Genomic DNA, 13498 nt, shown 5'->3' with positions numbered 1-13498 from the left:
AAGGAGTAAGACCCCTTGAAGACTACAAGGTAGATAGGGCAGAGGTGGAAGCATGGCAACATGTGGAGCTGACTGTTACTAATAGGTCGAGGGCTTAATCTGGTTAATAACGGAGAAAAACAAGTACAATGAAATACGGATTTTGCAGAGGTGTCTGCATAAATCTGGATTAAATTGGACGCAGATATGCGAAGCAAATCCATCGAGATGAAGCGAAGCGGAATCGAGATGAGTTTTTCGGTGTGGATTACAGAAAAACAAATCAAATTTGTATGAAGTTTTGAAGGTACATTAAAAATAAGACGTAATTCCTATTGCGTTCGTTTTCTATATTTGATATAGTATCTAAATATAGGGGATTGGTCAAATGGTATGACAGAAGTCTCCAAAACTTTTAGCGGGAGTTCGATTCTCTCATCCCCTGTTATTAAACCTTGAAGCAAGATAGTTGTTTCAAGGTTTTTTTATGTATAAAAATGAAAAGAGATGTATTATAATGGGCATAAAGTATTTATTTTAAATGATATTAATTTTGTATTTCAAAATGGATTATAAATGTAAGGAGGATTTTAAATGAAGGAAAAGCTTAAGATTAATGTGACGAAGCCACAATATGTGCAGGTATCTGATATTACATATGCGCAGGTGGATTCGTGGTATGATCACTGTCGCAGAGATTTAAAACTCGATTTAATATATCCGGAAGATATGTCTGACAAGCGTTATCCTTGTATAGTATGGATATGCGGTGGTGCATGGATGAGGATGGATAAGTCAGCACATCTATCATATCTTAGCACGCTTGCTCATCAGGGTTTTGTTGTTTGCAGTGTGGAATATCGCACATCAAATGAGGGCTGCTATCCTATGCAGATAGAGGATGTGAAGGCTGCAATCAGGTATTTGAAGGCACATGCAGATAGATACAGAATTGACAAGGAACATTTTGGTGCGATGGGAGAATCAGCCGGAGGATTTTTGACGTGTATGGCAGCATTGGATCATGATAAGAATCATGATGTCGGGGACTATCTTGAGGAATCAAGCAGTATTCAGGCAGCATGTCCATGGTATCCACCGACTAACCTTAGCACATTTAAGTATAAAGATGCCGAGGAGAGCGCAGCATCTATGGAGTCGCTTTTACTCGGATATAATATTATGAGAAATATCAAGGATGCATACAACAGTTCACCGGTATCCAAGGTGACGAAGGATGCACCACCATTTTTGATTATCCATGGTATAAATGATCAGACAGTTTCATTTGAACAGAGCGAGGAGCTTTACGATAAGCTTATTGAAAATGGGTGTGACGCTGATTTGATTGCATTGGAAGGAGCTGACCATGCTGATCTGCAGTTTTTCCAGGATGAGCTGTGGGATAGGATAATCGATTTTTTCAAGACTAAATTAGGATAAATTATGTCAAATTGCAGCTTTTAAGAATCTTATTTCAAGTGGATATAAAGTATGATGATAAAGGCTATGGCATATTTTTGCAACTGAATAATTACGAACAAACATATTGATGATAAATATAAAACCATAGTATCTTAATTCGTTTAAGATATCTATGGTTTTTTATTTTTGAAATCTATGGAAATATTAAGTATTGCCGAAAGTGATTTGACATTTTTGTTAACTTAAAAGAAAAATTGTTATGAAGTAACAGTTATGATTATCGCGATATTTTCTCCATAAAATACCACTTGATTTTCTCGAACATATGTTATATAATACAAACAGATGTTCGATTATTATAAGGAGGCATTATGTTAACGTCAGTCAATGCTGATATTATGGAAAAACTTAAGATTCTGTCTGATGCGGCGAAGTTTGATGTTGCATGTACTTCCAGTGGTACATCTCGTTTGGGCAATGGAAAGGATATGGGGAGTGCATTTGCCAGCGGGATATGTCATTCTTTTACGGCTGATGGCAGGTGCATATCGCTTCTAAAGATACTTTTTACAAATGAATGTATTTATGATTGCAAGTACTGTATCAACAGATGTAGCAATGATGTTGAAAGAGTGACATTTACGCCTGAGGAGGTATGTAAGCTCACCATTGAGTTTTACAGACGCAATTATATAGAAGGACTTTTCTTAAGCTCCGGTATTATAAAATCTCCTGAGCATACCATGCAGCTTTTATATAATACACTTTTTCTTTTGAGAAACAAATATCATTTCAATGGGTATATACACATCAAGGGTATTCCGGGCGCTTCATCCGAGATACTTGAGATGATTGGATATCTTTGTGATAGAATGAGCATTAATCTTGAGCTGCCTACCGCGGATGGGCTTAGGGCAGTTGCTCCGAATAAGGTGCGTAAGAACATTCTTATACCTATGAGATTTATTCAAAATGGTATAAAGGACAGCCGGATGTATCATGGTAATAGCAGTATGAAAAACCGTATGTATATCGATGAGCATACATATTATGAGCAGATGGACGAAATAAAGGATAGCGCTGCAAGATTGTCAGAGTATCACAGAAGGCTTCGGGTTACTTCAGATTGTGAGAAGGCAGATAGGCTTGCTGAAAAAAGCTGGGAATCAAGCTTAAGTATCAAAAGACCGGACAGATATTATGTGCCGGCTGGGCAGAGTACACAGATGATTGTGGGAGCAACCGGAGAGAGTGATTATCAGATTATATCAGTAGCAGAGGCAATGTACAACAGGTTTGATATGAAGAGAGTATTTTACTCGGCTTTTGTGAATGTCAATATGGATGAGTCATTGCCGGGTATCGGGCAGCCACCACAGCTAAGGAGAGAGCATAGGCTTTATCAGGCAGACTTTCTTATGAGATTTTATGGGTTTAAGGCGGGAGAGCTTTTGTCGGAGGATAATCAGAGCTTTAACGATTATATTGATCCAAAGTGTCAGTGGGCTGTAAGTCATCTGGAGTGTTTTCCGGTAGAGATTATGACTGCAGATTATTATACACTTCTCAGGGTTCCGGGCATAGGCACTAACAGTGTCAGGCGGATTATAAAAGCCAGAAAGTATGCAAAGCTTTCGTTTAATGATTTGAAGAAGATGGGGGTCGTGCTCAAAAGAGCACTGTACTTTATCACCTGTGATGGTCGTATGATGTATAATACAAAGCTTGAGGAAAGCTATATTACAAGGCACCTTATATATAACGAAAGACCGGATACAATGCTTTTAGCTGACAATAAATCATGCACATATGAGCAGATGAGTATATTTGATTTTATATCCGGATAATTACTAATATTTTTGTAAACTTACAAGGAGAAGTATGCATGGATAATATAATATTGAGATGCGATAACAATATAAATGGGATTTTTAGCGCTATTTATGATGCTTTTGTATATAAAAACCAAATCCAAAAAGAAAATCACGAAGTATACCGGGACAATATTTCTATTGAGATAGGCATTGGAGGAAACTATACACTTTTTTCAAAGATGATAGATATTGAAACAGATGAGGTAAAGGTACAAAAGACAATTTTGACAATTCAAAAGAAGCTTGGTTTTAAGATATATGAGATTGTATTTGATGCTTTGTGCCATTATTCTGATAATAGAGCAACAATAGTGCTTGGATTTCTTGTCAGAGCATTTAAGGTTGGGCAAAGGATTATGGAGCACATGACCGATAAATATGTTATGGAGGTATTTGAGCTTTCAAGAAAGGTAAATAAAGAAGCTGACAAGATAAGAGGCTTTATTCGTTTCAATGATAATGGAAACTATCTGATGGCACAGTTTGAGCCAAAATGTGATTTGATACCGGTTGTTATGTGGCATTTTGTGGATAGGTATCCAGGAGAGAATTTTGTGATCTATGATGTGAGAAGAAGGTATGCAGTGGTTCACCCGAGGCTTAAGGAGTGTTTTTATATCAATGAAAGTGAATTTAAGCAGCTTGAGAGAAGTGTGCCGGGGAAGACAGATAATTTTGAACAGTTATGGAAGGTGTATTTTGAGTACACTGATATAAAGGAACGGTTCAATCCACAGTGTCAGCGTAATCTCTGTCCAAAGTGGTATAGGAAGAATATGGTGGAATTTACCTGAGTTTTGAAAGAAAGAAATTGTTGCCGGTTACACTGTGGTGTGAACAGTAATATAGTGACAGAAATACCAATAAATGATACAATTTATAAATGTATACTTAAACATAAACGATACTATATTAGGGTGATGCTATGCAGATATCAAATTTGGTAAGTCAATATAATAATTCAGTGGCAAATGGTGAGCCTATGACAGGAGCAAAGGGCGTTGAGAAACTGGTATCTTCTTTGAATGAAATGTCCAGAGGAATGATATTTGAGGGAACAGTAAGCAGTGTTCACGGTAATCAGGTGAAGCTTGCCTTGTCAAATGGGCAGCAGATTTTAGCACGGCTTGCAGGAAAGTTTTCATTTGAACAGGGACAGTCAGTTTTTTTTCAGGTGAAAAATAATGATGGAGGCACTATAGAAATAAAACCATATACAGTTGATGGTGAAGGAGCCAACCTCACGCTGATGGATGCACTAAAGGCTGCCGGATTACCGGTAGATGGCAACAATTTGTCGATGGTGAACAAGATGATGGAAGAACAGATGTCAATTGATAAGGTAAGCCTCAATCAGATGTATCAGCTTGTACAGGACAATAAGGACATTAATGTAACTACACTTGTGGAGTTAAAACGACTTGGAATTGATATTAATCCGGTAAATGCAGCTCAGTTTGAAAATTATTCCAATGACAAACAGGCTATTACAATTGCTATGGATAGCTTGATAGATGAGCTGCCGAATGCTCTTTCAGCAGAGAATTTATCAATGTATAAGCTTGTAACCCAGGCAAGGGATGTTCTAAATATTGTTACAGACGGACTTTCTGAAAATGTTATTATTTCAAATGAAGGCTATGATCTAAAGCAGTATGAAGCGATAATGAGTGATAATCAATCAGCACCTATAGCAAAAAAACATTTTAATATTGCTGAATTATTTGAATCATTAAACAGTGTTTCAGGGGAATCACAGGGTATTCAGATAATGCAGAAATTAAATAATTTTCTGAAAATAGATAATATGCTTATGCAGGGGAATGAATCAGTTGCACCTAATGAATCAATTGCATCCAATGAACCGGTTTTGCTTAATGAATCGGTTTCGTCTAATGAATCAGTTATATCCAATGAACAGGTTAAATTACAAGAGGCACCGGAGAAAACAGATACTGCTATAATTAATAAAAAGGTAGAAACAGCAGCAAATACTATTGGTTGTATTTTATCAGATAAGCAGATAGAAGAGCTTAATGAACAGGTTAAGAAACTGCTTCCGGATTTACAGGAAAATAATATTTCTTTATATTCAAAGGACAGCAGTGTTGTTGGAATACTTAATGATATAAAAAATATGCTGGAAAATACGCCGGCAAATGCAAATGCTCTGAGGCATTTATTTTCAGGAAATGCATTTAGGATTATGTTAAGGGAAGCATTGGAACAGCAATGGATGATTAAACCCGATGATTTAGAAAAGAATCCTAAGAAGCTGGATGGCTTGTACGATAAAATTGAAAAACAGATAACAAATATGGAAAATATTTTGAAAGCATCAGGAACTGTAAATTCCAAAGCAGAGGCGCTGGCAGATAATATTCGTGGAAATATTGAATTTATGAATCAGATAAACGAGGCATATACATACGTGCAGGTTCCACTGAGGATGAACGAAAAAAATGCCAGCGGACAGTTGTATGTTTACACAAATAAGAAAAGCATGTCTGATCCGGACAAAGAATTATCAGCATTTTTACATTTGGATTTAGAGCATCTCGGTGGGACAGATGTGTCAATTAAAATGTTTCATAAGAAGGTGACAACTAATTTCTATTTGGATAGTGATGAGTCATATGCACTTGTAAAGCAATTTCTGCCTGTTTTGGAAAAAAGGCTGCAGGATAAGGGTTATAATTGTGAATTGAATGTAAATAGTGATTCGAAACAGATGAATTTTGTTGATGGGTTTCTTAAAAAGGATTTGCCACCTACAGGTCAGGTACATAGATATTCCTTTGATATGAGAGCATAGCGGTGTATAAGATAATTTACGAATAGTCACAGATGATTAAAGCTTACTTCAGAAAGACAGGTGAGTTGTATGCATGGCGAAAAGGATAATCGCAACAATAATGGAATAGACACAGGAAAAACAGCCGTAGCTATAGAGTATGTGCCGGGAGAAGCAGCACCCAAAATACTAGCTACAGGCAAGGGTGCTGTAGCTGACAAGATTATTGAGAGGGCAAAGGAAAGCAATGTGCCTACATATAAGGACGATAAGCTTGCTGATACACTGTCTAAGCTTAAAATAGGTGATATGATTCCACCGGAGTTGTATGAGGTTGTTGCGGAGATACTTGTTTTTGTTAATGATCTGGATAAGCTTAAGGCAAAGATTGATCAAAGATAATGTGAAGGTTTATAGTATTTGAGGCAGTTATGAATAAAAGAAGTGTTGGAAGTATATATGAGCAGCTTGCGACAGAGCAGTTAATAAATATGGGATACAGGGTACTTGCCCGCAATTACAGAAACCGCTTTGGAGAGATAGATATAATAGCAAAGGAAGGGGATACAATCTGTTTTTGTGAGGTGAAATACCGTAGGGATAATGGCTGTGGCAGCGCTCTTGAAGCAGTTGGCTACAGCAAACAGAAAAAAATCATATCAGTTGCAAGGTATTATCTTATGACACATGGTCTGAATGAATGGACGCCCTGCAGATTTGATGTGATAGCAGTGGATGATGAGGAGGTTACTGTGTTGAAAAATGCATTTGAGGGCAGTCAATAGCTATTGGCTCGGCAGTGCTGGACAGGCATTATTGAACCGTTAATTTATAAACATTTGACCAGACTATTTCATGAAAACCGATAAGGAGCAGGCAATTATAAGAAGTAACTATAAATAGTAACGATAAATAGTAATTATAAACAGCAATAGTTACCGGCAATATATAATTGAATAGATATAAATATGAAGACAGAGATTAATAAGAATATACAGGCTGAAAACATACACAAAGGTATTGATGAAATTACTATAAATGATTTTGTTGCAAAGAATGATAAAGATGTTCTGGAATTAAAAAAGCACGTCCTTTCAAGCGGAAGTGTTGTTCCTTTGTTACATTTTAAGAAGCTAAATGAGCTTTCTATGATAGAGCATTGCTTTACAACGCGTATTGGTGGCCTCAGTACAGGAATGTTTGATAGCTTAAATTTAAGCTTTACACGTGGAGATGACGAGGAAAAGGTCTTAGAAAACTATAAAAGAGTGGCGGAGGCAATCGGAGCAGAGGCAGGACAGATTGTTACGACAGACCAGACACATACTACCAATGTTTTGAGAGTTGGAAAGAAGCAGTGTGGCATCGGGGTGACAAGAAAGAGACCATATACAGATGTGGACGGACTTATCACGAATGAGCCAAATGTTGTGCTTGCCACATTTTATGCTGATTGTGTACCGCTTTATTTTGTTGATCCGGTACATAGGGCAATAGGGCTTAGCCATTCAGGCTGGAGAGGTACTGTAAATCGTATGGGAAAAGAGACACTTATTGCTATGAACAGGGAGTTTGGTACCGAGGCACATGATGTTATAGCTGCGATAGGACCTTCAATATGTCAGGACTGCTATGAGATAAGTCAGGATGTTGCAGAGCATTTTGTGGATGAGTTTGCGACAACAGACGATCCTCATGCAAGTGATATTCTGCTCTATAAGGGAGATGGCAAATATCAGCTAAACCTTTGGGAATGTAACAGGAGAGTGCTTGTGGAGGCAGGAGTGCAGGAAGCCAATATTGCCATGACCAATATATGTACCTGTTGTAATCCTTCTCTTTTATTTTCGCACAGAGCAAGTCATGGAAAGCGGGGAAATCTTGGAGCTTTTATGTTTCTTAAGTAATTTTCGCACAATCTATTAAGGAAATAATAAGAAACGCCTAAAGCTATATATGTTAAAATAGGTGTATCGCATTGAATAGTACACTGTGCGGGAACTGATGCTGCCAGACAGTTTTTTGGTTTTTTGAGATAATATAAAAGTCACAGTTGTACTGTCTTATATGAACCGGGGAGAACGATATGAAGTTAAATTATCGAGATTCAAAGCCTATTTATGAACAAATTAAGGAAAGCATCAGACGAATGATTGTTATGAATGTTATTAAACAGGACGAAAAGCTTCCGTCTGTCCGTGTACTTGCCTGCAAGTATGCAATCAATCCTAATACTATCGCAAAAGCATACAGGGAACTTGAGGAGGAAGGCTATCTTTATACTAAAAGTGGTAAAGGAACCTTTGTTGCTGATGCTAAGACAGCCAGGCAGAGTCTGACAAGGGATTTGAAAATACTCTTTGACCAGGTGGTGACAGAGTTATTTGTGTTGGAAACACCTGTTGAGGAATTGAGAACAAGAATGGATGATGCGAAAGAGCAGCTGAGCATGGAAGATGACTTAGTCAGATTTGTAACACAAGATATGCAGACAGAAGATGTTGTGACAGAGGGTAATGATGATACAGATAAATAATTTAGTGAAAAAATTTGACGATTTTAAGGCACTTGATGGTGTGAATATGAACGTGGAAAAAGGAGCTGTCTATGGACTTGTAGGCCCAAACGGAGCCGGCAAATCTACACTTATCAGGCATATTACAGGAGTAATGAGACAGGATGCAGGGGAAGTGTTTATTGATGGTGAGCCTGTATATGAAAATGCAAGGATTAAAGGACAGATGGCTTATATACCGGATGATATGTTTTATTTTTTGCAGTCTGATACAATTAATATGATGCATTATTATAAGGGAATGTATCCAAATTTTGATGAGAAGCAGTTTTACAGGATGCAGGAGTTTTTCCCATCTATAGATGTTAAAAGAAATATCAGAAAGCTTTCGAAGGGGATGCAGAAGCAGGTTGCCTTCTGGCTTGCACTGTGCTGCAAACCAAAGCTTATTGTACTCGATGAGCCTGTTGATGGTCTTGATCCTGTTATGAGAAGACAGATATGGTCTATCATGCTTGATGATGTAGCTGTTAATAATACCACAGTTGTTGTATCGTCCCATAATCTGCGTGAGCTGGAGGATGTATGTGATCATGTAGGTATTCTCAATAATGGAAAGATTATAATAGAGCGGTCACTTACGGAGCTGCAGGGCAATATTTCAAAGATTCAGATTGCGTGTCCGTATGGTATGCCTAAGATACCGCAGGATTTTAAAGTGCTTCATATGTCAAATATAGGAAGAGTATACACTGTTATAGTACGTGGAGAGCCAGATGCTGTTGTAAAGGCTATTACAGATGGCAAGGATAGTCCGCAGGTAGTGGATGTACTGCCTCTTACTCTGGAGGAAATATTTATCTATGAGATGGGAGGAGAGGACTATGAAGTCAAAGATATCATTTATTAATAGAACAATGCTGCAAAAGAATGTAAAGCTTTACTGGCCAATCTGGACACTGTATACAATAGTGCTATTACTCAACGGTCCGTTTTCCATGTGGAGCAGATTTAAGAATGCAGAGTTTATTTATGGCAAAAACTGGCATAAGTATATGCTTGATATAATATCCCCGGCTATCAGCATGGAGGCAGATATGATTTTTATTTTTGTCATGGCATTGGTTACAGGCATGGCAATGTTCAGTTACCTGTATAATTCGAGAGCATGTAATATGATTCACTCGATGCCTGTGACAAGACGTCAGCTTTTTTCGACCAATGTGTTGACAGGACTGCTGTTTATGTGGATTCCGCAGATAATTAAGTATATTATGTCGTTTGTTATATGTATATCATATGGAAATACTAAGGTGGTGCATATTGGAATCAATCTGCTTGCTGCAATGGGAATATCGTTTTTTATGTACAGCCTGGTGTGTCTGTGCGCAATGATTACGGGACAGCTTGTTTCTGTGGCTGTGATGTATGCGGTTGTCAATCTGCTGTATGGAGGAGCGGTTATTGCCATTGCCAATGTGCTCACATATGTATCATACGGGCTTCCATATATGGAATTTGTAAGGAAAATAAGTGTTACGTGGTTTGCACCCATGTTGCAGCTTCTCAATCGTGTAGGATTTCATCCTGGCATGAAGGAAGCAGGGGATGATTATTACTGTATTAAATATACCTTCAGAGGTACAAATACTATCGTAGTCTATGTCATCGCGGCGGCAGTTATATACTTTATTTCTTATAAGATTTATAAGCACAGAGATTTGGAAAATGCAGGAAGCTTTATTGCCATTCCAAAACTTAAGCCGGTTTTCAGATGGGTGCTTGGCTGTCTTGGAGGACTGATTTTATCTACTGTTACAGCGTCGCTTCTGCTTGGACTTAGAATCAGCATTGGCGTTCCTGCAATTATGATGCTTGCAGTGGTGCTTGGAATCATAGCATTCTTACTTTTAGAGATGATTATAAGGAAGAATTTTAAAATTTTTTCTAAAGCACTATTTAAGGAAATCATTGCTTTTGGTGGGTTTGTTGTAGTTGTATTTGGAGGTATAACAGTTTACGGAAATGTGCAGGAAAACTATATACCGAAGCTTGCTGATATTGATTCTGCCAGTATAGTCATAGATTTTGATATCAACCTGGAGGGAAAGGATGTTGAAAAGATTTTAGAGACTCAAAAGATACTTATGGCGCAGAAAAAGGATTATTTTAAAAAGAGATATAATGATTCCTGGTATATTACAATCTCATATACATTAAAAAATGGAGAAAAGGTCAACCGTGTATATCATACAACCGATGATTTTAATCCACATAAGCAGTGCAAGGCGATTATGGCGGAGGAAAATAAACCACAGAATATTATTAATGCCATAATGCAGTGTGATACGACAGGTATTACCTTTATCAATGGCTCGGCAGAGCAGTATGATGATAAATATGTAGATGTGCTGCATGAGAGCTTTAACGGAAAAGTTGCAGCGGATATTTTTGAGGCTGTGAAGAAGGATGTTGAGGCCGGTGTGATGCAGGAATATAATTTGCAGAGAATGCTTGACGGAGTGGATAAGGATAACAGCTATATGTACAATCTTATGCTGAATTTTACAGTGCCAAAGGGAAACAGGATTGAAAAAAACTGGAATGTCTATGGCGCCACATGGTATGAGGAGCTGTTGGATATGCTTGGTGTGACAAAGGAGTATTCTGATTTTGGTGATGCCCGTTCCGATGGTATTGAGATGTATTCGGTCAACATTAGTTTGGGTGAAAACTGTACTAATCTGATAGCTGTTCTTAAAGAAAATGGATTAATTTCATCAAAAGAACCACTTTTGACATATGAATAGTTGTCTCTGTAAATGGTATTGTGATATAATTACTCTGTTATAGATGTTTTGTTTATTATTTTATCATTATTCTGAATAGTTACAATTAATCTATAATCTAATATGAATTTAGAACAGGAGAGTATATGAGCAGACCAGTAGTGGCCATCGTAGGCCGTCCAAATGTTGGAAAATCTACTCTCTTCAACGCGCTTGCAGGAGAGAGGATATCTATAGTAAAGGACACTCCGGGTGTCACAAGAGACAGAATCTATGCAGATGTATCATGGCTTGATTACAATTTTACCATGATTGATACAGGTGGTATTGAGCCGGAATCCGGAGACGTGATACTGTCACAGATGAGAGAGCAGGCACAGATTGCTATAGACACCGCAGATGTTATTATTTTTATCACAGACGTGAAGCAGGGGCTTGTTGATTCAGATTCAAAGGTGGCGGATATGCTTCGGCGTTCACACAAGCCGGTTGTATTGGTTGTCAATAAGGTGGACAGCTTTGAAAAGTATATGACTGATGTGTATGAGTTTTATAACTTAGGAATTGGTGATCCACATCCTATATCTGCAGCTTCTATGCTCGGACTCGGAGATATGCTTGATGAGGTTGTAAAGCATTTTCCGGATTCATCTAAGCAGGACGATGAGGATGACAGACCGAGGGTTGCTATAGTAGGTAAGCCTAATGTAGGTAAGTCATCACTTATCAACAAGCTTGCCCGTGAGGACAGGGTAATAGTGTCAGATATAGCAGGCACCACGAGAGATGCTATCGATACAGCCATAAAATATGATGGTAAGGAGTATATATTTATCGATACAGCCGGTCTCAGGCGTAAGAATAAGATAAAAGAGGATATAGAGCGATACAGTATTATACGTGCAGTTTCCGCAGTTGAGAGAGCTGATGTTGTTATTGTAGTGATAGATGCTACAGAGGGAGTTACCGAGCAGGATGCTAAAATTGCGGGTATTGCCCATGAAAGAGGAAAGGGAATTATCATTGCTGTCAATAAATGGGATGCCATTGAAAAGGATAATAATACCGTAAAGCAGCACACAGAGAAAATCAGACAGATATTAAGCTTTATACCATATGCAGAGATACTTTTTATTTCGGCAAAATCAGGTCAGAGACTCAACAAGATATTTGAGCTCATCGATGTTGTTATAGAAAATAACTCAATGCGTGTTGCAACAGGAGTGCTAAATGAGATCGTTACGGAGGCAGTTGCCATGCAGCAGCCACCTACAGACAAGGGCAAGAGACTAAAGATATACTATGTGACACAGGTTTCTGTTAAGCCGCCTACCTTTGTAATCTTTGTAAACGACAAGAATCTTATGCATTTCTCATATACCAGATATCTCGAGAACAGAATCAGGGATACATTTGGTTTCAGGGGAACTGCACTTAAGTTTATTACAAGAGAACGAAAGGAAAATGAGTAAAATGATACTGGCTAGGATTTTAGCATTGGTCGTAGGGTATTTCTTTGGAACCTTTCAGACCGGATATTTTTATGGTAAGACACATGGAATAGATGTAAGAGAGCATGGAAGCGGTAATTCAGGCACCACCAATACGCTTCGGACACTTGGATGGAAGGCTGGTGCAGTTACTTTCTTTGGTGATTTGTTCAAGGCAATCATAGCGGTTTTGATATTTTATTTCATATATAGAAATACATACCCACAGGCTGTTAAATGCATAGAGCTTTATGCAGGCTTTGGAGCGGTGCTTGGACACAATTTTCCGTTCTTTCTTAATTTTAAGGGAGGAAAGGGAATAGCATGTACATCAGGTGTAATACTTGCCGCATGTCCGATTGCGGCTCCGATATGCCTGGTATTGTTTATTCTTGCTGTAGCCATAACAAGATATGTCTCGCTTGGTTCTATACTGGTTGTTATATCGTTTCTGATTCAGGCAATTGTGTTTAACCATATGGGGCTGCTTGGAGTAAGTGGCAATTATGCGGTCGAGTTTGATATACTTGCTGCTTGTTTTACGGCGATGGCTATCTGGCGACACAGAGCCAATATCAAGAGACTTTTAAGCGGAACTGAAAATAAATTTGGTCAGAAGGCAAAGTAAGAAT

At 38.1% G+C, this 13498-nt stretch carries 12 protein-coding genes, 1 tRNA gene and 1 rRNA gene; all 14 read left to right on the top strand.

Annotated elements, in window-relative coordinates; all coding sequences use genetic code 11:
- Nucleotides 1-102, top strand: a 23S ribosomal RNA gene (locus tag ACTQ1L_RS03790); the annotation flags it as partial.
- A gap of 251 nt (nucleotides 103-353) precedes the next feature.
- Nucleotides 354-424: transfer RNA gene (locus tag ACTQ1L_RS03785), tRNA-Trp, on the top strand.
- Between the two features lie 149 nt (nucleotides 425-573).
- Nucleotides 574-1422 (top strand): alpha/beta hydrolase fold domain-containing protein, encoded by an 849-nt coding sequence (locus tag ACTQ1L_RS03780; protein WP_441365491.1) that lies wholly within the window; start codon nucleotides 574-576, stop codon nucleotides 1420-1422.
- Nucleotides 1423-1775: 353 nt separating this feature from the next.
- The gene (locus ACTQ1L_RS03775; RefSeq protein ID WP_441365490.1) at nucleotides 1776-3251 is read left to right on the top strand and encodes a putative DNA modification/repair radical SAM protein; all 1476 of its coding nucleotides are present in this window, start codon (nucleotides 1776-1778) and stop codon (nucleotides 3249-3251) included.
- A gap of 38 nt (nucleotides 3252-3289) precedes the next feature.
- The gene (locus ACTQ1L_RS03770) at nucleotides 3290-4072 is read left to right on the top strand and encodes a TIGR03915 family putative DNA repair protein (RefSeq protein ID WP_441365489.1); all 783 of its coding nucleotides are present in this window, start codon (nucleotides 3290-3292) and stop codon (nucleotides 4070-4072) included.
- Between the two features lie 131 nt (nucleotides 4073-4203).
- Nucleotides 4204-6093, top strand: coding sequence for a flagellar hook-length control protein FliK (fliK, locus tag ACTQ1L_RS03765; RefSeq protein WP_441365488.1), 1890 nt, complete (start codon nucleotides 4204-4206; stop codon nucleotides 6091-6093).
- 69 nt (nucleotides 6094-6162) lie between these two features.
- Complete coding sequence (locus tag ACTQ1L_RS03760) at nucleotides 6163-6474, top strand: EscU/YscU/HrcU family type III secretion system export apparatus switch protein (RefSeq protein ID WP_321112457.1); 312 nt, start codon at nucleotides 6163-6165, stop codon at nucleotides 6472-6474.
- Nucleotides 6475-6503: 29 nt separating this feature from the next.
- Nucleotides 6504-6857: a YraN family protein gene (locus ACTQ1L_RS03755; RefSeq protein ID WP_441365487.1), complete on the top strand. Its 354-nt coding sequence runs from the start codon at nucleotides 6504-6506 to the stop codon at nucleotides 6855-6857.
- 183 nt (nucleotides 6858-7040) lie between these two features.
- On the top strand, nucleotides 7041-7979 hold the full coding sequence (gene pgeF / locus ACTQ1L_RS03750; protein WP_441365486.1) for a peptidoglycan editing factor PgeF: 939 nt from the start codon (nucleotides 7041-7043) through the stop codon (nucleotides 7977-7979).
- 179 nt (nucleotides 7980-8158) lie between these two features.
- Nucleotides 8159-8608: a GntR family transcriptional regulator gene (locus tag ACTQ1L_RS03745; RefSeq protein ID WP_441365485.1), complete on the top strand. Its 450-nt coding sequence runs from the start codon at nucleotides 8159-8161 to the stop codon at nucleotides 8606-8608.
- On the top strand, nucleotides 8592-9497 hold the full coding sequence (locus ACTQ1L_RS03740) for an ABC transporter ATP-binding protein (RefSeq protein WP_441365494.1): 906 nt from the start codon (nucleotides 8592-8594) through the stop codon (nucleotides 9495-9497). The genes ACTQ1L_RS03745 and ACTQ1L_RS03740 overlap by 17 nt, the downstream gene beginning before the upstream one ends.
- Nucleotides 9472-11397 (top strand): hypothetical protein, encoded by a 1926-nt coding sequence (locus tag ACTQ1L_RS03735; RefSeq protein WP_321112450.1) that lies wholly within the window; start codon nucleotides 9472-9474, stop codon nucleotides 11395-11397. Before ACTQ1L_RS03740 ends, ACTQ1L_RS03735 begins: the two co-directional genes overlap by 26 nt.
- A gap of 125 nt (nucleotides 11398-11522) precedes the next feature.
- On the top strand, nucleotides 11523-12848 hold the full coding sequence (gene der / locus ACTQ1L_RS03730) for a ribosome biogenesis GTPase Der (RefSeq protein ID WP_012743121.1): 1326 nt from the start codon (nucleotides 11523-11525) through the stop codon (nucleotides 12846-12848).
- Nucleotides 12841-13494, top strand: coding sequence for a glycerol-3-phosphate 1-O-acyltransferase PlsY (gene plsY / locus ACTQ1L_RS03725; RefSeq protein WP_441365484.1), 654 nt, complete (start codon nucleotides 12841-12843; stop codon nucleotides 13492-13494). Before der ends, plsY begins: the two co-directional genes overlap by 8 nt.
- The last annotated feature ends 4 nt before the right edge of the window (nucleotides 13495-13498 follow it).

This window comes from Agathobacter sp. LCP21S3_B2, from assembly GCF_052118705.1.
In the GTDB taxonomy this organism is placed as follows: domain Bacteria; phylum Bacillota; class Clostridia; order Lachnospirales; family Lachnospiraceae; genus Roseburia.
This window is presented reverse-complemented; position numbering and strand designations above follow the sequence as displayed.

Excerpts from the sequence above, each read along its gene's own strand:
- ACTQ1L_RS03780 (WP_441365491.1), top strand. The coding sequence starts at position 574 with ATGAAGGAAAAGCTTAAGATTAATGTGACGAAGCCACAATATGTGCAG.
- ACTQ1L_RS03775 (WP_441365490.1), top strand. The coding sequence starts at position 1,776 with ATGTTAACGTCAGTCAATGCTGATATTATGGAAAAACTTAAGATTCTG.
- ACTQ1L_RS03770 (WP_441365489.1), top strand. The coding sequence starts at position 3,290 with ATGGATAATATAATATTGAGATGCGATAACAATATAAATGGGATTTTT.
- fliK (WP_441365488.1), top strand. The coding sequence starts at position 4,204 with ATGCAGATATCAAATTTGGTAAGTCAATATAATAATTCAGTGGCAAAT.
- ACTQ1L_RS03760 (WP_321112457.1), top strand. The coding sequence starts at position 6,163 with ATGCATGGCGAAAAGGATAATCGCAACAATAATGGAATAGACACAGGA.
- ACTQ1L_RS03755 (WP_441365487.1), top strand. The coding sequence starts at position 6,504 with ATGAATAAAAGAAGTGTTGGAAGTATATATGAGCAGCTTGCGACAGAG.
- pgeF (WP_441365486.1), top strand. The coding sequence starts at position 7,041 with ATGAAGACAGAGATTAATAAGAATATACAGGCTGAAAACATACACAAA.
- ACTQ1L_RS03745 (WP_441365485.1), top strand. The coding sequence starts at position 8,159 with ATGAAGTTAAATTATCGAGATTCAAAGCCTATTTATGAACAAATTAAG.
- ACTQ1L_RS03740 (WP_441365494.1), top strand. The coding sequence starts at position 8,592 with ATGATACAGATAAATAATTTAGTGAAAAAATTTGACGATTTTAAGGCA.
- ACTQ1L_RS03735 (WP_321112450.1), top strand. The coding sequence starts at position 9,472 with ATGAAGTCAAAGATATCATTTATTAATAGAACAATGCTGCAAAAGAAT.
- der (WP_012743121.1), top strand. The coding sequence starts at position 11,523 with ATGAGCAGACCAGTAGTGGCCATCGTAGGCCGTCCAAATGTTGGAAAA.
- plsY (WP_441365484.1), top strand. The coding sequence starts at position 12,841 with ATGAGTAAAATGATACTGGCTAGGATTTTAGCATTGGTCGTAGGGTAT.